Source organism: Terriglobales bacterium (assembly GCA_035651655.1).
Lineage (GTDB): Bacteria > Acidobacteriota > Terriglobia > Terriglobales > Acidobacteriaceae > DASRFG01.
Map to the genome: position 1 here is coordinate 83,459 of DASRFG010000019.1, position 22,288 is coordinate 105,746.

The 22,288-nt window shown below is 56.1% G+C and carries 14 protein-coding genes; 5 read left to right on the plus strand and 9 right to left on the minus strand.

Annotated features, from left to right (window positions below; translation table 11 throughout):
* Positions 1–4 precede the first annotated feature (4 nt).
* From VFA76_07815 to VFA76_07855, 9 genes are all read right to left on the minus strand, one after another.
* Positions 5–1,393: a sigma-54 dependent transcriptional regulator gene (locus tag VFA76_07815; protein HZR31743.1), complete on the minus strand. Its 1,389-nt coding sequence runs from the start codon at positions 1,391–1,393 to the stop codon at positions 5–7.
* Between the two features lie 4 nt (positions 1,394–1,397).
* Complete coding sequence (locus tag VFA76_07820) at positions 1,398–3,218, minus strand: ATP-binding protein (GenBank protein ID HZR31744.1); 1,821 nt, start codon at positions 3,216–3,218, stop codon at positions 1,398–1,400.
* A complete protein-coding gene (locus tag VFA76_07825) occupies positions 3,215–4,588 on the minus strand; it encodes an ABC transporter substrate-binding protein (protein ID HZR31745.1) in 1,374 nt (457 codons plus the stop codon). Before VFA76_07825 ends, VFA76_07820 begins: the two co-directional genes overlap by 4 nt.
* Positions 4,551–5,798, minus strand: coding sequence for a hypothetical protein (locus VFA76_07830; protein ID HZR31746.1), 1,248 nt, complete (start codon positions 5,796–5,798; stop codon positions 4,551–4,553). Before VFA76_07830 ends, VFA76_07825 begins: the two co-directional genes overlap by 38 nt.
* A 91-nt stretch (positions 5,799–5,889) precedes the next feature.
* Positions 5,890–7,224 (minus strand): SPFH domain-containing protein, encoded by a 1,335-nt coding sequence (locus tag VFA76_07835; protein HZR31747.1) that lies wholly within the window; start codon positions 7,222–7,224, stop codon positions 5,890–5,892.
* A gap of 15 nt (positions 7,225–7,239) precedes the next feature.
* A complete protein-coding gene (locus tag VFA76_07840) occupies positions 7,240–7,404 on the minus strand; it encodes a hypothetical protein (protein HZR31748.1) in 165 nt (54 codons plus the stop codon).
* Between the two features lie 428 nt (positions 7,405–7,832).
* Positions 7,833–8,714, minus strand: coding sequence for a hypothetical protein (locus tag VFA76_07845; GenBank protein HZR31749.1), 882 nt, complete (start codon positions 8,712–8,714; stop codon positions 7,833–7,835).
* A gap of 298 nt (positions 8,715–9,012) precedes the next feature.
* Positions 9,013–10,770, minus strand: a complete 1,758-nt coding sequence (locus tag VFA76_07850) for a CRTAC1 family protein (protein HZR31750.1) — start codon at positions 10,768–10,770, stop codon at positions 9,013–9,015.
* Positions 10,771–10,806: 36 nt separating this feature from the next.
* A complete protein-coding gene (locus tag VFA76_07855; protein HZR31751.1) occupies positions 10,807–12,432 on the minus strand; it encodes a tetratricopeptide repeat protein in 1,626 nt (541 codons plus the stop codon).
* A gap of 130 nt (positions 12,433–12,562) precedes the next feature.
* Between VFA76_07855 and VFA76_07860 the strand changes: the two genes are divergently transcribed.
* The 5 genes from VFA76_07860 to VFA76_07880 all read left to right on the plus strand — a co-directional run bounded on the left by VFA76_07860 (position 12,563) and on the right by VFA76_07880 (position 22,286).
* Positions 12,563–16,126 carry a TonB-dependent receptor gene (locus VFA76_07860; protein ID HZR31752.1) on the plus strand — a complete coding sequence of 1,188 codons (3,564 nt, stop codon included), beginning with the start codon at positions 12,563–12,565 and terminating at the stop codon, positions 16,124–16,126.
* A gap of 31 nt (positions 16,127–16,157) precedes the next feature.
* Positions 16,158–18,368 carry a discoidin domain-containing protein gene (locus VFA76_07865; protein HZR31753.1) on the plus strand — a complete coding sequence of 737 codons (2,211 nt, stop codon included), beginning with the start codon at positions 16,158–16,160 and terminating at the stop codon, positions 18,366–18,368.
* 239 nt (positions 18,369–18,607) lie between these two features.
* Complete coding sequence (locus VFA76_07870) at positions 18,608–20,701, plus strand: EAL domain-containing protein (GenBank protein ID HZR31754.1); 2,094 nt, start codon at positions 18,608–18,610, stop codon at positions 20,699–20,701.
* A gap of 101 nt (positions 20,702–20,802) precedes the next feature.
* Entirely contained in the window at positions 20,803–21,777 is a 975-nt protein-coding gene (locus tag VFA76_07875) for a PilZ domain-containing protein (GenBank protein ID HZR31755.1), read from the plus strand.
* A complete protein-coding gene (locus tag VFA76_07880) occupies positions 21,777–22,286 on the plus strand; it encodes a DoxX family protein (GenBank protein ID HZR31756.1) in 510 nt (169 codons plus the stop codon). Before VFA76_07875 ends, VFA76_07880 begins: the two co-directional genes overlap by 1 nt.
* The last annotated feature ends 2 nt before the right edge of the window (positions 22,287–22,288 follow it).

A 22,288-nucleotide genomic window follows, 5' to 3' on the forward strand; every position in this document is an offset into this window, starting at 1 on the left:
GGTTTTAATCTTCCGCTGCCGAACTCTTGCGGATTGCCTGCAAATCGATTCCCAGGTGTTCAGCTTTTTTGTAGAGGTGGCTGCGCTCGAGGCCCAACGCTTTGGCGGTATTCGTGATGTGGAACTGGTTACGCTTGAGTTCAGAGAGAATGGTATCGCGCTCGAAGCTGTTGACACGTTCGGCGAGGCCCCCGGCGGAACTGCCTGAAACAGCACCCAAAGCGTTGTTCTGAGGCAAAGCTTGCTCAACGGTGCTGCGATCCACAGAGTCGCTGCTGGCCAGCAGCAGGAGCCGCTCGACCACGTTACGCAACTCGCGGACGTTACCCGGCCAGGTGTAGTTTCGAAGCGCTTGGATAGCATCAGTAGTGAAGGGAAGAGGTTTCCAGCCGTTTTGTTGGCTCACCTGGTGGGCAAAATGCTCGATCAGTGGGGCGATATCGTCCGGTCGCTCGCGCAGCGGGGGCAGGACGAGCGGGAACACGTAGATACGATGAAAAAGGTCCTGACGGAACTTTCCTTCTCTGACCAGGGTTTCGAGGTTGCGGTGAGTGGCGACGATGACTCGGACATCTACCGTGATTGGTTTGTCGCCACCAATCCGCTCCACTTCATTTTCTTCCAAGACGCGCAGTAGTTTGGCCTGCATGGCAAGCGGCATGTCCCCGATTTCATCCAGGAAAAGGGTGCCGTGCTGTGCCTGCTCGAACTTGCCGATGTGGCGGGTGGCAGCCCCGGTAAACGAACCTTTCTCATGACCGAAAAGCTCGGACTCGATCAGCTCCGCCGGAATGGCGGCGCAATTGAGCGTAATAAAAGGACCGGAGGCGCGCGGACTGCGCTCGTGCAGCGTGCGGGCCACTAGTTCTTTGCCGGTGCCGGTTTCGCCCAGAATGCAGACCCGAGTCTCACTCGCCGCCACGCGATCCACCTGCGCCATTACGCGCCGCATCGCATCACCAGACCACACCATCTCGTGCTTACCCAACCGTTGCCGGAGTTGCCGGTTTTCCGTTTCCAGTTGCTGCAGCTTGAGCGCGTTTTCAACGGTAAGCATTAACTTATCGGACGAGATAGGCTTCTCCAGAAAATCGAGCGCCCCGAGCTTCGTGGCGCGGACCGCCATCTCAATATGCGCCTGCCCGGACATCATGACCACCGGCGTAGTGATTCCCTGGGCCTTTAGTTCCTCGAGCAGAGCCAGACCATTCTTGCCCGGCATAACGACATCGGAAAGAATCAAGTCGAAGGACTGCGACTTGGCAAGCTCCAGCGCCTTGGCAGCGTTATCGCAGACGACGGCTTCATGTCCGGCCAGGCGAAAGGCCCGTGCCAGAGAAGCCAGAGTGTTAGCTTCGTCATCTACGATCAACAACTGTGCCTTCTGCCGCATAACTTTAGGTCGGCTCCGCTTTCGATAAGGCCGCTTGTCCAGCGAGCGCAGATCCGCTGGGCAACGCGACTAAAAAAGTTGTGCCACGGCCGGGGGTGCTGGAAACGGTGATACGTCCATGGTGATCGCTCACCACCGACTGGACAATTGCTAGACCAAGTCCTGTCCCGTGCTCCTTGGTAGTGTAATAGGGAGTGAACAAACGTTTGCATTCTTCTGGGCTGAGTCCTTCACCGGTATCGGAAACTTCAATGTGGACCTCGTCGTTCTTTTGCTGTGTACGGATGGAGAGCGTGCCGCCTCCCGGCATGGCGTCAATCGCGTTGACGACCAGATTGGAGAGCGCACGGTGGAGCAGGTCCGGGTCAGCAGTGATGTTCCCGACGCTCTCATCCAAATTGAGATTGCACACGATTGCCTGGCCTCGCTGGTTAAGTTGATTTTGATAAAGCTGCAGCACACTGCGCACAATTTCATTTAGTTTTACCGGCTGAAGCCGTGGCTGCGGCATCCTCGAAAAGTCGCTGAATCGTCCGGTGATGGTCTTCAAGTTCGCAATTTCCGCCAACAGGGTGCCGGTGCTCTCGCGGAACACCTCCTCAAACTGATCAGGATCACTCTCGTGGGCTTTGAGCAAATTCTCCACCGTGATCTGTAGCGGGAACAAAGGGTTCTTCAATTCGTGGGCCAACCGGCGGGCCAACTCGCGCCACGCTGCCACTCGTTCGGACTGTATTAAACGTTCGCGCTGGTCGATCAGTTCGCGCGTCATGCGGTTGAAAGCTTCTGCCAGATGTCCGAGCTCGTTGTCAGAGACGAGTTCAACCTTTGCATCCCAGTTTCCGTCGGCAACCTGGCGTGCTGCGGCGGCGAGTTGCTCCACCGGTCGAGTCACCCTGGTGGCGGCCCAGCTGCTCACTAGCATGGCGAGCACCAGTCCCAGACTGCCTATCAGCAACGCGGCGGAGCGGATACGACGTTCGAGTTCGACTAGACTGCGACGCGAATTGCCTATCAGCAAAACACCCAGCAATTCCCCCTTCTGTCCTTTGAGCGGCATGGCATGGACATCTTCGACGTCGGCTGCGTCGGCTGACCAACGCACCACGCCGTCCTGTTCGACCCCGGTCTGTTGCACTTTTCGAAGAAGAGGCCTTAGCATTTCGGCCTGAGCAACCGGCCCAGAAGCATCAACCAATAGTTTGGGCGAGTAATCTGACGCGAGGTTTGGGTAGAGCATCACTCGCGCGCCTGGCGTAAGCGGCAAAGTTGCGAGAAAGTTGCTGTCGAGACGTTGGCCGCCGATGACATAGACAGGTTTGTCACCAACGCGGAGCGCGCGCAGGGAGAAAACACCGAAGACGGCTGTGCCGTCAGAAAGCTCCTCGCGTTTTAGAAATGCGGTCGTCGCTGCAGCCGGCAGATTTGTCACCAAGGACTCTTTGTAACCGAACTTCGCCGGCGACTGCGCGGAAGAAATGATCGCGCCATCGCCGGTCACTAATTCCAGGAAGTCGAGTTGTTCGCTGTCAGCCAACGGCTTTGCCTCATTTACGTAGGCACTTAAATCTGGCGCAGCCCGGTTTGCATCCAGCGCGATGTGAGCCACGGAATCGGTAGCAGCGATGGTTTCAATACGCCGGACAACGTCCTCACCGTGCTTCGCAAATTCGCGCTGGAACTGCGTGATCAAAGCGCTCGTCCGCTCCGATTCTGATTTCTCAAAGGCGCGCCGTGTGAGGACCGAAACGGCTATAGCCACCCCGGCCACGGCGAAGAAAACGGTCAGCGCAAAAGTGGCCAACAACTTCCGGCGAAAGCTCACGGCTTGCCTGCTCCCAGCCAAATATCTTCCAGCCGCCACTCTCCCAGTTCATCCGGCTGTGCACCGTTGACATTGGGAGCGAGTGCGAACACATCGGGCACTTGCAACAGAGGAATAATGCGGCTCGAGTGCAGCAGGTCGCGCTCTCTTTGATAGAGTTCGTCCGCTGAACTGTCGGCGAACTTTGGCGCCCCTGACCCGAGATCTTCGGCGATGCGCGTTAGCGCGACTGCCGGATCGGGCGACTGCAAACGAATCCTCATTAGTCGCAGGTCGGGCGAGGAGGCGGAGCGAACAAGCTGGATCGTGATTCCGGCTTCACGTGCATTCAGCGCGACGCGTTCGGCCAGCAATTGATTCACCGGATCACTGGCGTCATAGGCGAGTACTAGTGCGCCCAACTGGTGTATCTCTGACCGTATCTCCTGCGCGCGGGCGAGATCGCGGTCTAGTGGAAACAGGAAGCCGTAACCAGTCATCCAATTCGGCAAAATGCTGGCTGTTGCCGTCCCTTTTCCTTGCAGCAGTACCCGCAGCATGGAGTTTCGGTCAATACTGAGCGCAAGCGCATCGCGGATACGGGCCTCTTCCGCTGACCGCGGTTCCCGTGGAAATACAAGCGCGATCAAAGTGGCAGGTTGAGACTCCACCAGGTGGCGGCCAATACTCCCAGTGCGGCCTGCCTGCTCGGGAGCAATCTCGATCAGGTCAGCTCTTCCTAATCCCATTGCTATAGTTTGCTGACGAAAATCCTGTCCGAGGTCAATTTGAACGGAGTCGAGAAAGGGCCGTCCGCCCCAATAAGTGTCTTGCGTCTTCAGGACGAGCCGTTTGCCCGGCTGCCACTCGGTCACCTGGAAGGGGCCGCTACCGAGCACATTATCGCCGTTGCGGTATGCAATGGCGTTGCGTGAGAGGGCCATTTCCGCCGGTATTGTGAGGGACGGATTCTCGAGTTCGACGACCACGGAATCTGACAAGGCGCTCACCTTCCAATCGCGATTTGCCAGCCGCAACGAAGCGGCGACGGACTCGGGAGTCAGCGGCGAGCCATCACTAAATTTGACACCGCGGCGCAACCAGAATTCCCAGCGGCGATTGCCCGTGCCGCCCTGCCACTTGGTTGAGAGCTGGGGCTGCAAACGACCTTTGTCGTCGAACGTGGTGAGCCGGTCAAAGATCAGTGGAACCAGGCGTGAGCTGCCCTCGGGGCCGGCCATGTCCGGATTGACGGGATCGAGCGATGCTGGTGCTGCCCGCATCGCAAGATGCAGCGTCCCGCCGTAATGCGCGCGGGTAGCGGCCGGACTTGCGAGCGCAAGTAACAGGGCGCTAATGGCCGCAAGAAATATATATACCGAACGCCTCATACATCCCCGTTTCCAAATTGTGCGCGATGGCCACAGCTGTGCTGCCGTCATCTTTGGTCCAGAGCGCTGTTATCGGACCGCCGAATTCCGAAGACTCGCTGAGCGCCGTGGGTTCGCGATCGGCGATCTCATATGCGCGCAATGAATCGGATCCATCACCCATTCTCGAGGCGAGCACTTGCCATCCGCTGCCGCACGAGGTTTTCAGGCTTACTAGATCGCTGCCCCAAGCGATTCCAGGGCTGATGCGATCGTTCATCCCGTCCGCGAAGTGAACTGCCCCGTCCACTCCTGCCATTACCCAAAGCACATAGTTCTCCCGCGGAAGAGGGGCAGCGGAATAGAAAGGCGCAGTGTTCTGTTGACCGAGAGGCGGCGTAATCGCGCCGGTAAAGAAATTGCGCGCCGGTGAAAAGAATGCACGCAGGTTGAACGACGGATTTGCGAGCGGCCAAGGGTCGTCGGCTTCGTGACAGGCCATGCTCAGAGGCGAACTGAGGACGGCAGAGCAGACGACGCCCGGCAGGTAAGCATCGAATAAGTGCTCTTGACTAATCATCAACCTTCCGCGTACATCACGCGGCCAGGGTTGCTGGTGGATGATCGGAAACGCCTGTTCCGTTTCCCAATGTCCGGTATTCCAGCGGTACAGAACCACTTGGTCTGGCTCAAGCACCAGCATGTGCCCGGGGTTAGCCTTGTAGAGAAGCGCCACATCGAGAATGCGTGCTTCCTGTGACCATAAAGGAGTGCGATGAATCGTTGCGGTGGCTGAAGATTTTGCCGCCCGTGGTCGCAGATCTGGCAAGGCCACCATGACCACCTTTTCCTCAGCGGTTCCTTGCCGCACCTGAGCGACCCAGAGGTAATTCTGCTGACTTTCGGACAAGGTAACGTGAATGGAAGCTGCCGCCTGAGGGGCGTCCACGATCCGAACACCCCTGGCTTCCAAAGAAGTGATGAGCACGCGCCGTACCTGGTCGGCCTCGCTAGAGCTTAACGAGGAGCGATTGTTCAGATCGAGCGAAACCGCTCCGGGGCCGGTTACCGCAGAGATTCGTTGCGCCAGCTGTTGTGCCGGATCGTTCCAGTTGTTAGCGGCGACCGCAAGAGCCGAGGCCTGCAATAGCGCCCACAGGCCGAGCATGAAACCGGCAAAGCGCGTCCTCGGCAATGTGATGAGTGGAATGCGCGAATTATAAACCGTCACTGACATGGCTCCTCGCAATTACGGTTTAACATCTTGCTTCTCCAGTGGATTAATTCCTCACCGTCGCTCATGCTGCTGCAGTTCATCGGAATTACTGCTTGGGAGGATCAACGCCCGCCTCCTCGGCCTGGCTGGCGCGATTGGACATGTTCATGCTCCGCAACACGTCATTAGCGAAAAAGAATTTGCCGTCGGAGGGCACCATCATGATCTGCAGCTTGTCCGAAAGGCGCTCGGCGACAATTTTGTTAATCAGCAATGGATTTTGCTTCAGGATCTGGCCTTCGCTCTTCATGCGCTCAGCATCGGCAGCGGCGGTAACACGAATGCGCTCCGCTTCCGCTTGGGCGAGGAGTTTGCGGCGTTCCATTTCCGCTTTGCTGTCAATGACTTTGGCCTGGGCTTCGGCATCTGCGTTTTGCACGGTCGCTTCTTTGCGCGCCTGCGCCTCCAGCTTCGACTGTTCGATCTGTTCCTTTTTCAGCGGCAACAGGTATTTCATGGCATCGGCCTCGCCCTTAGCTTGCAGCACGCGGACCTGGGCCTGGCCTTCGGCTTGCTTCACCTGTTGGGCTTTGGCGCCTTCGGCCTCCAACTCGGTGATCCTCACTTGCTTCTGCTGGATCTCGGTTTCAACTCCCATGCGGTCGTTTTCCTGTTCCTTAAGCAGCAAACTTTCCAATCCTTTGGCGTATTCTGGCGGCAGTTGAATGTCGCGCAGCATAACTTCCTTCACAATGATCCCGTCCGCAGAGAGTTTGCGGGTGATAGTGTCAGCGGCACGCCGGCGGACCTCTTCACGTTTGACCGCAAATACCTCGCGTACCGTGTAGTTGGGAACCAATTCACGCCAGGCGCTGGCCACGATTGGGGGCACCAGTTCCTTCTGCACGGGTTGGGGCAGATTGTCCAAAAGATAATCAAGGCGGCGCGGATCAAGTCGGTAGCGAACCGTGATGGCGAGTCCGAGGGAGAGTCCTTCGCGGGCCTGAACCTTCAGCGGTTCGGGTTGCGATGCTTCTCCTTTATTGGCATGATCCTCGGGCATGCCGCTGGTGAACAACTGGTCACGAGTGTCGAAGAGGACCACTTTGTCCAGCATGGGCCGAACGAAATGCACGCCAGGATAGAGGGTGCCGGTCAGCGTGCCTGAGGTCTGGCTGACGCGGACACCCGCCATGCCTTCGGGTACGACGACAATACTTAAGGCCAGCAGCAGCGGGGCCCAGGCGAGCAGGACCAGGGCCACGCTTGATCGCCAGCGGATCGGTGGTTCCGGTGCGGCGCTGGCTGGAACGCTGCCCGTTTCGCCACCCACGCCGCGCCGCAGTCGCCTCACAAGGTAAAAATCATAGGCAAGGATCGCAGCGGCAAGAACGAACATCGCGATCCCAACGATCATCAGTACGTACTTGAGAAATAGCATGGTGGTTCTCCTTAATTAGCGGTTTAGCCGAGTTTTGTTGTGGTCCACCTGACGAGCGAACATCACGCGGAACAGTCCGGCGCAGACGATCTCTTCGACTACAAGTGCGATGGCGAAGGAGAAAGCGAGTGCCGCAGTTACGATGAGCGCCGCGGTTGCGGTATCAAGTGTGTTGTTCATGACGCGTACTCCATGAATTGCGAATTCTTACTGGCCGGGGCTCGTGCCTGGGCGGCCGGCGGCCTGAAATCCGTGCCGAGAAGTTCGCTGGCACAGAGTTAATGGCGAGCGGCGCCTTGCCTGGCACCATCATCAACCCGAGCATACAAATCAGAATCAGGGCTTTCTGGGCTGCTCTTTTGATTAGCTGGTTTTGGGGCCACATGGTCGCTCACCTCAGCGTCGGCTTACGCCAAAGCAAATGGCACGTCGTGGCCCAACCCTAAACTATTGAGAGTCCTTGGCTTACTGGGGAGAGTTCGGCTGCAACTGTGTGCGCGAGGATACAGTGTGTCAGAGGAAACTCGAACCGGCAGGTGCTACAGACACAAAAAGGCCACGCTGGGGAGCGTAGCCTTTCCGTTCACGAATCAAACAGATCTGACTATTTACTGATTGCTTGCTTCGACTGGAGTAGCCGGGGCAGTGGCCACTTCAGGCACAACACTGGATTTGATCTTCACCGTGGTCAAGATCTTCTCCAGGTTGCGAAATACCTGTTCGTGGTCAACGGGTGTGATCCCGTCCGCCGGCTGGTCGCCTGAAGTGCCCATGCCGAGCGCGAGTTCGTAGCAACCACCATTTTCAAAAACGTGGTAGTACTTCACGTCGCCCTGCTTACTCACAGCTTCGACCTGCTGGAATTCCCTCTCGCCGATTTTCACGGAAGAGGGCGGTGAGACCGGTTCTGTATCTGAATGCGTCGGCAACACGAATTGCCCGCATTCTGATTCGCTCAGCTTCTGGTTCACGCTGACCATGAAGAACGCCGAACTGAAGTCGGTTCCCGGATACAAATTAGACGGCAGCAGTACTGAGGCCAGCGTCGTACCACCCGGCTGGACGAAGTTCATGTCCACCGGCTGCGAGTCGGCCACAACCACTTGCGCCTGATCGCCAGTCTTCAGCATGTACTTGCGGGGATAGCGGAAGGAGATTCTGTGATCCCGATCGCGGTAGATGAGGGTAGATGGCCGTTTCCGAACGGTCTTTTTTGGCGTGACTGGTTGAACTTGCGGAACGTTGTTTATCGGGGAAACTTCCGGCATCGAGACTGGGAGAGTTCCCTGATTTTGCAGATTCTGATTTCCAGAACTCGCCACGGACTTCTTCTCTTTGGAACAAGCGCCGAGTGCCAGGAGAAATGGGAGTACAACCAGACCAACCACGATCGCTGTTCTTTGCTTACCGTTGGCCCAAATGCGCCGCACTTCCTGCGGAAACTGCCGTACAGCTGTCACCTCTGAATTGAAACTCTCGAGTTGCTTCATTGTAATCACCTCCTGCTGCTGAATGCAGCTGCCGGTGATAAGGCAAAACGAGCGCCAACCCAGGAGCCGTTGATTTCATTAAGTTTGCGCGAGCGCAAGGCTGCAGACACCATGGCCGATCAGACACGGTGTAGCTTCCAGCACACGCTTATCCAAAACTCTTCCTATAAGAAGATTGCATGATTCCTCCAGGAATTAGGTGAAAGAGTTGTATGAACCTACACCTAACCGGGACGGACGCAACGAATACGCCGCTGCTGAAAGCGCACTCCTCATAACAAATTGTTTTGGCTTGGAGTTAAGAACGTGGCGCAAAGCTCTTGCCAGGGACTACGCCTTTTCCCTCTTGAATAGTGACCAGTTGGTCGCAAGCCGTCGAATAGGATTCTTTGGTTCCACTCGGCCATCGAATTTCAAGTTCGGCTGAGGTGGCCGAACCCAGCCCGAAATGCAATCGCGAATCATTGGAAGAGTAGAAGCTGGATTGGCTCAAGACTTCCTGTGCCTGGGCTTTTCCCGCATAGCGTGCGATCACGCGCGCCCCGATTGCACTGCGATTGGATTTTGTACCGATCAGTTTTACTTTCAGCCAGTGGTTATTTCCCCGCAGGTCATTTCGCAGAAGGGAAGGGGGCTCGTTCAGATTAACGATCAAAATGTCTATGTCGCCATCGTTGTCAAAATCCCCGAAGGCACAGCCACGGCTTGAGTGTTTAGCGGCGATGCCGGGTCCGGCCTCCTGGCCAAGCTTTGCGAAGGTTCTATCACCCAGATTCCGGTACACAGTCCGCGGGCACTTGTCGGGATAGTTGGGAAGCTGCTTTTCAACTTCAGGGTAAACGCTGCCGGAGACAAAGAAAATGTCCGGCCAGCCATCATTATCTAAGTCGGCGATAGCTGTGCCCCAACTGATATAGCGGCTCTGCTCGCCCAGCCTTGCGGAGATCGTCTTATCTTCGAAGTTTGCCTTTCCGTCATTCTCGTAGAGTACGTTGGTATCGTCCGCAAAATTTGTCTTGAAGATGTCCAGGTGGCCGTCCAGGTCGTAGTCGCCTACCGCCAGGCCCATGCCAGCCTGCTCTTTACCGTCTTCGCTCAGAGCTGCCCCGCGCGCAATGCCTTCTTCCTTAAATGTTCCATCATGCTGGTTGATGAATAGGAGACTGGGAGTGGAATCGCAGGCCACATAGATATCGGGCCAACCGTCTTCGTTGAAGTCCGCGGCCACCACGGTCATGCCGTAACTGGGGCGGGCGGCGGCGATTCCGGCTTGCTGGCTCACGTCGGTGAATGTGCCGTCCCCGTTGTTTCGATAGAGCGAATTTAAGCCATGGGGCAGGCCGCGTGGACCACAATTCACCGGAATACCCTTCCAGGTACAGTTGAGGTTTGCACCTGGCTTGGGAACCTTGGCCAAATCGAAATCAACATAGTTTGAAACGAACAGATCAAGGTGGCCGTCGCGGTTGTAGTCTAAAAAGGCGCAGCCAGCGCCCCATCTGGAGCGCGCATTGTGCAATCCGGCTTCTTTGGTGACGTCAGTAAAAGTTCCGTCGCCGTTGTTTCGATAAAGTTTGTTCTGACCGTAGTAGGTGCAGAACAGGTCCTCAAATCCGTCATTGTTATAGTCCCCAACACATACGGCGGACGCCCATCCGGTGGCGTGCAGGCCAGCCTTTTCGGTTACGTCGGTGAAGCTCCCGTCGCGGTTATTCTTGTAGAGTCTGTTCGACGTGCCTTCAGGAGCGCCACGTAGTCGGGTACCGTTGAGGACAAAAATGTCGAGCCAGCCATCGTTGTCGTAATCGAGGAATGCGCATCCGCATCCCACGGTTTCCAGAATGTAGTCTTTGTGATCGGCTTCGCCGTAGATCACCGGCTGGATGAGGCCCGCCTCTCTGGCAATATCCACGAAGTAGGCACCGAAGGGACGGCCTGGGTTGCCTTTGGCTGGTACCGGGCTGGAGTTTTGGTTTGCGCGTTGCCCAAAAACCGGCCACGCGCTTATCAGCGCTCCGCCTGAGAGAGAAATAAATCTGCGACGGGTTAGAGCCATAGAAAGTCTGCGGTGTGGAGATGAGTCATGATTCTGTCAGGGTGCCTCGGTTTCTTTCATGGCATCTTCATTTAGCACGCGATCTGCAGCTTGAGCGTCATCCGCTTCCCGCTGGTAAAGCTTCTCAAACTCGGCGCGTGCCCGGTCCGATTTTTCGGTTTCACCGAGTTTTGCATACACCCGGCTCAGCTGATAGTAAGCGGCGCCCAAGGTTGGGTCATGCGTCACAGCCTGAGTTAGCTCCAGTGCGGCCGGTTGAAGTCGCTGCGCGTGCGCTAAGAGCTTTCCCAATTCATAATGCGAAAGTCCGTAGTCGGGCTTGAGCTGGATGGCTTGTCTCAATGAGGCTTCAGCTTTCGCGTCTTCATTTTGGCGCGCCAGCAGAATGCCGAGATGACAATGAAAGCGGGCGTTCTGGGGCTGTAGCTCTATCGCCCGCCGAAGGCTTTGCTCGGCCTCGTGGACCTTACTCTGATTCGCCAGAGCTATGGATTGCAAGAAGAATGCCCGGGCTGAATTGGGATTGAGCGCAATGGCCCGGGCGAGAGCTTCCGCGGCCTGATCGTAGCGGCGGATGAAATAAGAACTCACGCCGGCAAGGTAATAAGGTTCGTCCCACTTCGGCGCGAGAGTGGCTGCTTTCTGTGCCGCAGCAAGTGCAGCCTCTTGTTGACCCGCACGCTGCAAGAGTCGGGTGCGCAGCACGAGGATGTGAGGGTTCTCTGGCGCCAGGGCCAGCCCTTGTTCAGACTCACGGTCCGCCTCGGGGAATTGATGGGAAATATAGTAGGCGCTGGCGCGGAGGTAAAAGTCATCGCCAGTTGTCGGTTCCGGGATGGTGCTCAGCACCTGGTCCGGCTGGCGGGACTCCAGGTACGCCACCGCGAGCTGATGACGGATGTCGGCGTCCTCGGGCCGGATGCGGTTCGCCTGCCCCAGGTAGATGGCGGCATATTTAAACTGCGCATTTTTGGCGAAGAGTTGTCCGATGGCGGCGTTCCACTGAAAATCGGTGGCAAGACGTTGTGCTGAAGATTGCGCCTCTGCCGCAGCTTCGGGCGTGTGCCCGGCTTGCAGTTCCGCACGAACAATATTAAAGGCGACATCGGGCCGCTGGGAATTTAGCGCCTTTGCTCGACGCAAGTGCAGCAGCGCCGCGGAGGGTTTCCCAAGTTCCAGAAGAACGACGCCAAGGTCATAGGCAGCATCCGATTGGCGCGGATCCAATTTCACTGCCTGCTCCAACTCGACGCGCGCCTCCGGAATTCTATGCCCACGCAAATACGCGAGAGCCAGGTTGTAGTGAGTCGAGTAGGAACGGGGGTCAAGCTTGAGGGCTCGTTTGTAATTCTGAATGGAGCTTGTGGTCTTACCTTGCTGAAATTCAGTGAGTCCTAATAGAAGGTAAGCGTCTGCGCAATTCGGATTCGCGGCGACAACCCGATTGAGAGTTTGAAGAGCAGTCGCGAAATCACCACGGCCCAACATCTGTTGAGCGCTTTGAAGTAGCGAGCGAACGTTTTCACAGGATGAAATGCGGGTTGGGACAGAGAGCTGAAATGCCGCAGATTCTAATGGCAACACCATGAGTCCCATCACCAGCGGCCAGCCTCGGAAACGCTTGCCAGATGGCGCAATCCGCGATCGAATCCCGAAACTCATATTCGCCTTCGACTAGCTCAGGATATCACCTGGCAGATTACGTCTTGACTCCCCATATCCTTCTCGGTATTTTGTGTGCTTCTTGAGCTGTTTCTGGCTCGTCGTCCGAGATGCCCGCTGGAGGTGCTTTTTGAGCAACCCGTTCCGCAGAGTTCTGATGTTCCTTTTCGCGATTGTGATCTTCGGCGGACAACTTCTTTTCGCTGATGTTACCGCTGGAGTGGTGGGTACCGTCGTGGATCCGAGCGGCGCTGCCGTTCCCAATGCGACGGTCGTCCTGAAGAATGCGGCCACCGGACTCGAACGTCGGGCGATCACGAACTCGAGCGGCAATTACGAGTTCATCTCTGTTCCAGTAGGTGAAAGATACAGTCTTGAAGTCGAGGCGCCGGGCTTCGGCCGCAAAGTTCAAACCGGAATCAAACTCGTCGTGAACCAGACGTATAAGGCTGACTTCAAGCTTGCAATCGGCGCCGTAACCCAAAGTGTCGAAGTGACTGGCTCTGCGACCCAGGTGGACACCACCAACACGCAGCTTGGAGACGTGATTGAAGATAAAAAGATGACTACCCTGCCGCTGAATGGCCGCAGCTACATTGACCTGCTGGGGCTGCAGGCGGGCGTAGTTCCTATTTCTTCTGACGCGACGAGTAATGATCGGCTGGTTTCCGGCAATTTGAGTTCCGGCAACGTTTCCGTCAATGGACAACGAGAAGCTGCCAATTCGTTTCTGGTAAATGGCGGCGACGTGGAGGAGGGCGTTAACAACGGCGCTTCCATTATTCCTACCCTAGACTCGATTCAGGAATTCCGCCTGCTCACCAGCTCGTTCAACGCCGAGTATGGACGGTTTTCGGGCGCCATTGTTAACGTTTTGACCAAGAGTGGCACCAACGAAATTCACGGCTCTGGCTATGAATTCCTGCGCAATGACAAACTGGACGCGCGGAGTTTCTTTGATCCGGAGCGCGGCGTTCTCCGGCGCAATCAATTCGGCGGTACCCTGGGTGGTCCCATCCTAAAGAACAAACTGTTCGTGTTCGGCGATTACCAAGGCAGCCGCGAGGCGCGCGGAGTGTCGTCAGGGTTGATCGTGGTTCCTTCGCAACTGGAGAGGACCGGAAATTTCTCCGATCTCGGGACTACTGGTTTTTCACAGTTCGTTTGTCCTACAGATGCGGATCCTAATAATCCGTGCGTAGTTCGTGGCAGCGATACAAACCAAACTAACTTTCCTATTGTCCTCGGCAAACGTTTGGGTTACAGCGTGCATTCCGGTGAGCCCTATTGGTTCCCCGGCTGTACCACGACTATTCAATGCGTATTTCCCGGAGCTGCAGGACCAATAATCCCGGAAGCCGCCTGGTCTCCGGTCGCCAAGGCGACGCTGAAGTTCATTCCCACCCCGACGGGCAGCCAGGGCGGACAACCGTTCTTCTCTAGCGCGGCTGAGAAGTCGAACTTGAGGGACGATAAGTGGGGATTGAAAGTTGATCTGAATACCGCGCATTTCGGCAACTGGTCGTATTACTACCACTTTGATGATGCAAACTATCTGAGCCCGTATCCGGCGTTCACCTCCAATGTGCCGGGGTTTGCTGCTGCCACAGTCTCGCGCGCGCAACAGATTGCGGTGGGCAACACCTTCATAATCAATCCGAACACGGTGAATGAATTGCGCCTCAACTACACCCGCTTTGCTTTTCTAAAGAACAAGCCAGTGGGCGGACTGGGCAAGGTCACAGACTTTGGATATGTCGAAGGTGGTTTGGGGGTTATTCCGTCGAACCCAGCGACTGAAGGCGTGGCCCCCATAAGCTTTAACCAGTTAGGTCTTTCTTTCGGCCTGCCAGATGGCACGACCGGGCAGTACAACAACACCTACCAGATCAGCGACAACTTCTCCAAGGTGATGGGGAACCATACGCTGAAGTTCGGCGGCGATGTGCGCTACCTGCAAATTAACGAGCGCAACACCTACACCTCGAACGGCTGGTTCAGTTTTTCCGGAAGCGAAACTGGCAACGACTTCGCCGATTTCCTTTTGGGGGCGCCTGATTTCTTCAATCAAAGCAGCCGCCAATTCCTGGATTCCCGCACCAAGTATTTTGGGCTCTACGCGCAGGACACCTTCAAGGTGAGGTCAGACCTGACACTCAACTACGGTTTACGTTGGGACGTGAGCCAACCCTACTACGACACTAAGAACCGAATTCAGACCTTCGTCCCGGGCCAACAATCCACGGTTTATCCAGATGCGCCGAAGGGGTTTGTTTTTCCAGGTGACGCCGGGGTCCCGAGCACGCTCGCGCCTACTCAGTACACCAGGTTTGCTCCACGTGTAGGTATTGCCTACTCGCCATCGGCTAGTGAGGGTTTGCTGGGCAAGATTTTTGGTGGCCCGGGAAAGACCAGCATTCGTGTCGGTGGTGGCCTCTACTACACCGCAATCGAAGACCTAACGCTCTTTAATGAAGTCGGCGATCCTCCCTTCGGGCTGTTTTACATCAGCCCGGTGCCGGTTTATTTGGAGGAGCCCTACAAGGCTCGCACGTCACAGGATCCCGGGCAACGCTTTCCCTTTACTATTCCGGCACCTGGAGCCACGGGAATTTGGGGCAAGTACTTGCCCATCGCAACTGCGCCTACGTTCAAAACTACAAACAAGCTTCCGTACGCCGGACACTTCAATCTGACAATCCAACGGGAGGTGGCACGGTCTGCAGTTCTTACAGTGGGGTACGTGGGATCCGTCGGCCGACACCTGCTGTCCACCATTGAGTCCAATCCGGGTAATCCCGCTACCTGCTTGCAGGTCGCTGCCGTGATGCCTACCGGCCAAGGTTGCGGACCTTTCGGGGAAGATACCATTTACGTACTGCCGAGCGGCCAGCATGTAAACGGCACTCGGCCATTTTCAGTTACGTCGGGCCGCGGACTTGCTAATGGCCAGCTCGATTTTCAGAGCAATAACTATGAGGCGACGGTCGCTAACTCCAGCTACAACGCTCTACAAGCCAGCTTGGAGAAGCGATTGGGTAACCTGCGGTTGCTTGGCGCCTACACCTGGTCGAAGTCCCTTGATAACTCATCGGGCTTTTTCGATACCATCAACCCGTTCTTTCCAAGTGCGAGCCGTGCACTCTCCACCTTCGACGTAAGTCATAACTTTGTCATCAGCTACAGTTATGACTTGCCTTTCACGAGGTCAACGCATGGATTCCGTGGGAAAGCACTTTCCGGGTGGATGCTTTCTGGGATTACGCGCTTCACCACTGGCTTCCCAGTCACCCTAAGTGAAGGTGACGACAACTCGCTTTGCGGCTGCGGCGGTGCTGACGTACCCAACTACAACGGGCAGTCGATCCACTTCCAGGACCCTCGCGCATCAGCCAGCCACCAGTTCTTTTCCACAAGCCCGTTTACTCCGGAAAATATCGGGGTTGCAGGCAATTCGCGGCGGCGCTTCTTCCATGGCCCCGGAATCAACAACTGGGACCTGGCCTTGCACAAAAACACCGCCATCACTGAGAGGACGGCGCTCGAGTTCCGAGCGGAGTTTTTCAACGTCTTCAACCATGCCCAATTCACGTTCTCGAGTTCTTCTGGTGATATTGCTTCCAGCAACTTCGGCCAAGTAACCGGGGCGCGTGATGGTCGAATTGGGCAGATAGCGTTGAAGTTGTCTTTCTAAATCGCGAAAAGATGCCGCGGACTTACACGCCTTGCTGAATAGAAAAAGAGCCTGCAAAGGGCGAGTCAGACCTGGGATCGCGCGGTCTTCAACCACCATTACTCTTTTTGCCGTAATTGCGGTCTTTGCGTCCGAGATCCGCGCCCAAACCATCCGTATTGATACAACTCCCAGCCACGTTGCCAATGTATTCAGCCCGCCGTACGCGTTGGGTACGACCGTAGATCGGGTCCCCAGCAACGCTACGGACACTTTTTTCCGCCCCGACCAGCTTAAGCAGATCTTGTCCGCAGGTTGGGGGACCATCAGCTACAGGCATAACCCTGAGCTATTCGTGCAGGCATGGCACTGGAATCCCAAAGGGAAGTGGAGCGACCCTTCCGGACAAGGTTATTTTGTAGGCGATTCGACCCCTCGGGAGATGATTCGCCACTCCTATGGTTATTCCTTGCCCCACCGGGGCTTCACTCGCAATGGCGGAACAGAGTTTGACGGCTTCTCCCGTCTGGATGACGGGAACCCGAAAACCTATTGGAAAAGCAATCCTTATTTAGCACAGCCATTCACCGGGGAAGATGACTCACGTCATCCGCAATGGGTGGTGGTTGATTTGGGCAGCAAGCAAGACGTGAATGCGATCCGCATTGCGTGGGCTGAACCCTATGCAATTGTTTACCGAGTTGAATACTGGACTGGCGATGACGCCATGGACGACCAGGGCCGTGGAGAGTGGAAGGACTTTCAACGCGGCACGGTTGAAGATGGAAAAGGTGGAACGGCAACACTGCGGCTTGCTCCGACGATGGTTCTAACCAAGTTCGTGCGTATTCTCATGAGTCACTCTTCGGGCACTTGCGACGCCCATGGCTCGGACGATCGGCGTAACTGCCTGGGCTATGCGATCAAGGAACTTTATTTGGGCACGCTCGACGAAAAAGGCGAGTTGCACGACTTGGTGCGTCACTCCCCTGACCAGCGCCAGTCGCTCACTTACTGCTCGTCAGTGGACCCATGGCACCAACCTTCGGATCTCTACGTTGCACCTGATCGAATGGAATCCGGAGACCAGCCCGGCATGGACCTTTTCTATACGAGCGGCATCACGCGTGGCCTGGCCGCCATGATGCCGGTAGGAATGCTTTACAGCACGCCCGAAGATGCCGCCGCGCAGATCACGTACATCCAAAGGCGCAGGTACCCCATTTCGTATATCGAAATGGGCGAAGAACCCGATGGCCAATACATGTTGCCCGAGGATTATGGGGCCTTGTATCTGCAGTGGGCGACAGCCTTGCACCGCGTGGATCCAACCCTGAAACTCGGAGGCCCGGTGTTCCAAGGCGTGACGGAAGACATTAAGGTTTGGACGGATGGCAGCGGCAGCAACTCTTGGTTCGGCCGCTTTATCGAGTACCTGAAAGCGCATGGGAGGCTCGGGGACCTGGCATTCATGTCTTTTGAGCACTATCCGTACGACGGTTGTGAGACGCCGTGGAAGAACCTTTATCAGGAACCAAAATTGCTGACTCACATCATGCAGGTATGGAAAGACGACGGACTGCCGCCCGGTGTCCCGATGTTCGATACCGAAACCAATGCGCACGGCGGGGAAGCCGCCGTGGATATTTTCGGAGCGCTATGGCTGGCTGACACGTTTGCTGGCTTTCTGACTGCGGGTGGGAAAGCGACCTACTATTATCATGCGCTGCCGTACTCTCCGCCCCATCCCGCCTGCGCCAACAGTTGGGGAACGTATCACATGTTCACCGTAGATCAGAACTACCAGATCCAGCAGCCTACTTCTCAGTATTATGCTGCCCGTCTAATTACCCAGGAGTGGGTAGAGCCAAAAGATGCCGAGCACCGGCTTTTTGCAGCCGCTAGCGACGTCAAAGACTCAGAAGGACATGTCCTGGTGACTGCATACGCTGTCTTGCGCCCGGACCAACAGTGGTCCCTGATGATCATCAATAAGGATTATGACAACCCGCACGCGGTTCGCGCCGTGTTCCACGATGGCGATACAGGCATCGAGCAGCGGTTTGCTGGTGAGATTACGATGCTCAACTTTGGCAAAGCGCAATATCAATGGCACGCTGCCAGGAAGAAGGGGTTTGCGGACCCCGATAATCCGCCACTGCAGACCACGAAAACTGTGACTGGGGATACTCTTTACAGCTTGCCACCCGCATCCATTACGATTCTCCGCGGACGAATTGAACCTATCTCGCAGGCCCACTAGTTTCAAAACGCAATTTCAGCGCCCAACATCGGCCTCGTGTAACGTCACGTTTGTCCATGCCCGCCCACGGCGAACCTCAGGTTACACAGCGCAGGCTGTCGTACATCCAGCCGGCTACGTGTCAGCCATTACCAAAGGCACCTTACCGCCACTTCATGAGGGCCGCTAAGATGCGAAATGCGAAGCTCATCCGCAGGTTTGCGTAACTGCGCGATTCTCGCTGCCATCACATGTGGTTCTTGAAAAAAAATACCCGATCACAGCCTGAGATTGTGACCACGGCAGGCTCACGCATGAAGCAGGTGGAGCGCCGGGAGTGGTGGTTGTGGTCGTTTGCGGTGGTCATTACCCTGCTCTTGACTGGCGGCATTGCGTCCTTTGCCGTGCCGTTTCTCAACACTGAAACGGACGTCGCCTACTCGGAATACGTACGGGAAGGAGTTTGGGGACTGCTGGGCCTGATACTGCTATTTGATGTCTACTCCCTTTATCAGCAGTTCCAGATCCATTCAGTGCGCCGCCAGTTGTTGTCGCGTGACGAGTTATTTCGCGTGATCAGCGAGAACGCCGCCGATCTGATAGCGGTGGTTGATGGTAATGGCAAAAGAGTTTACAACAGTCCCTCTTATCAGCACGTGCTCGGATATACCGCTGAAGACCTGCAAAGCACGTCGGCAATGGAACAAATCCATCCTGATGACCGTGCGCGAGTGGCGCGCGCTGCCGAACAGGCACGTAAATCAGGACAAGGCGACCGAGTGGAGTACAAGATGCGCCACAAAGACGGAACTTGGCGGATCTTCGAATCCACAGCCAGCGTGGTCAGTGACCCTAAAGGGAAGTCCGTCAATCTGGTCATCGTAAACCGCGACATCACGGAACGAAAGCGCGCGGAGGAACAGCTTCAGCATAATGCGTTTCACGACGCGCTAACCGATTTACCCAATCGCGCCTTGTTCCTGGACAGGTTGCGACGCGCCTTCAGCCGCGCCAGCCGGCACGATAACTACAAATTTGCTGTCCTGTTTGTGGACCTGGATGACTTCAAGAAAGTAAATGACAGCCTGGGTCACACAGCAGGAGACAATCTGCTCATCGAAATTGCGCGAAGGCTAACCCTCTCTCTACGCAAGGACGACACGGTTGCCCGTTCCAAGACTGAACCTGCCGATGATGGTCCGGTCAGCGGCAGCCTGGCACGGCTGGGCGGCGACGAGTTTACCATCCTCATCGAAGACATTCACGATGCCAGCGATGCCATCCGAGTGGCAACTCGAATCCAGAAGTGCTTGTCGGACGCGCCGGTCGTCATTGACGGCCAAGGCGTGTTCGCCTCAGCCAGCGTAGGCATCGCCCTGAGTACCAGTCCTCATAACACCGCAGAAGAGCTGTTGCGGGACTCTGACCTGGCAATGTACCGCGCGAAATCGCTGGGCAAGGCGAGATGCGAGGTTTACGACACCGCCATGCATGCGAGCGCGGTGAAACGATTAAGTCTCGAAACGGAACTGCGGAATGCGCTTGAAAATAAAGAATTCAGAGTGCACTACCAACCGATTATACGGCTCATTGACAAGAAAATATGCGGTTTTGAAGCGCTCGTACGATGGGAACGGCCACACTTCGGACTTGTTCCCCCGGCGGAATTTATCGTGGTGGCGGAAGAAACCGGCCTGATTCTTCCTATGAATCGCTGGTTGCGGGTGGAAGCATGCCGGAAGATGCGAGAGTGGCAATTGCAATTCCCCTCTGATCCGCCGCTCAGCTTGAGCCTCAACGTTACGGCCAAAGAATTTGCCTATAGCGGTTTGCTGCCGGAAATCACTCAGGCGTTACAGGAGACAGGCTTCTCAGCTGGCAGCTTGCACCTGGAGATTGTGGAAACCGTCGCCATGGCTGACCCCAACAAATCGGAGGGCATACTTTGCCAGGCGAAGGCGTTGGGTGTTGGATTGAGCATTGACGATTTCGGGACCGGACTCTCGTCGCTCAGCCGGCTGCGGCATTTCCCCGTAGATATCCTGAAGATTGACCGCGCCTTTGTATCCCACATGGATACCGACGCCGACAACCGGGCGATCGTTCGCACCATCATTGGCTTGGCACACAGTTTCGGACTGAAAGTCGTAGCCGAAGGCACGGAGACCATCGAGGAGGTCAACGAGCTGATTGCGCTGGGTTGCGAGTTTGCGCAGGGCTACTTGTTCTCGCGTCCTGTGGATGAGACGGCAGCTACGCAATTGTTGGCCAATGGCCTGGGGCTGAAGAAAGCGGCGAAAGCGGCGAGCGCCACGGTTCAGGCTCCGTCATTGCCGGTCCGAAATCCGCGCTAGCTCGTACCCGCCTTCCCTCAAAATAACGCTGACGTTATCTCTTGCATCCGCGGCGCAGCCGGGATAGCCTCAACATTCTCAACCGGCACCTACACTTCCAAATGGCACCAGAACTTGAGCAGACCGCCATACACCAGGGAGCACCCGTAAAGGTATGGGGAATTGGCTCTGATGGCAAACCGTTCAATGTGAATGTGGTGGCAAATGAATTGAGTTTCCATGGCGCGCGCCTCGATGGAATTGACTGTATAAAAACCTCCGGCGACGCCATTTGGGTGCAGTACGAAAGTCAGAAGGCCCGTTTTCGGGTGATATGGGTCTCGAAATCTTCCCCGAAATCGCAGGTCGGAATAAGACCCGTGGAACCGGAAAAATGTATTTGGCCGGAGCAGCTTTGGGCGGTCAAGAGAGATGAAAGCTACATCGGTGTTCTTACCAGCTCGGATACTCCGCAACGTGAGCGGCGGCAGTATGTCCGCTATCGCTCAGCTGGAGATGTGGGATTTCGTACCCCCGGTGCGGAGCGGTACATTTGGGGTAAGTTGGGGGAGATCAGTCTGGGCGGCTGTTATGTGGAGGTTTCGACTCCAGTGGCCGTAGGTACTGTGCTGGAAATATCGCTCCGGGTCGGCGATAAGGAGATGGCATTTAACGGCGAAGTACGCATGTCGGTTGCGTCTCTTGGTATGGGACTGGAGTTTATCGCTTTTCACGGTGACGCTCGCGAAGAGTTAAAGCAAGTTCTGCAGAAGCTCAGTCCGTCGCGGCTGGGACGTACCCAGCCTGTGAAGCTGGGGCCAGCGGCGGCACAGAGTAAGCCACCAGCGACTGTCGCGGTTGCCGAACCACCCGAAAACGTGAGTTTGCGCCCTGCAGTCGAGAGAGAAGCCAAGGTACAGGAGGTGCTGACGCGCAACCTCCCGACGTCAACCCCTGGCCAGCCAAGCTCAAGCTCTCCTCAAGGGGCGCCGGACTCGGCGAAGTTGCTCTCGCTCTTGCGCGTGTTCTTCAGCGAGAACGATATTCTTACCCGCGACAGCTTTAAGCGCTTGCTGGAACAATCAAAGAAGACTTGATGAAACAGCTGACTTCAAACGCAAAGGCGCTCGCAGGACTGCGTATTGCAGTCGGTGTGCTGTTTCTCATTTTTGGGGAATACAAAGTCTTTGGAGCGCAGTTTACGACCGGCGGCGGATTTCAATTCTGGATAACCCATTTCCTGCAGGATGGCGCGTATCCCTGGATGGTCCCGGTATTGAGAGATTTTGTCCTGCCACACGCAAGAGCGATCGCTTTCCTGGTTGCGTATGGTGAGTTGGCAATCGGGTTGTCACTGGTATTGGGAATCCTAGTGCGGACTGCCAGCATTTGCGCCTTCATTTATATGCTCACGCTGCTCTTTGCCTCGAATTATCCTGGGCCGAAGGCGGCACCCTGGCAATATTTCGGGGCTTCTTTGGAACACCTGGTGTTGGCACTTTGTTTTGCGGCATTCGCTCTGGGAAATGCTGAGGAAGCGTTTTCGCTACGTGGATACTTGAGGAAGCGCCGTGCAGTGGGTCAGGCGCGAGCGGCCGGTGGCTAGGA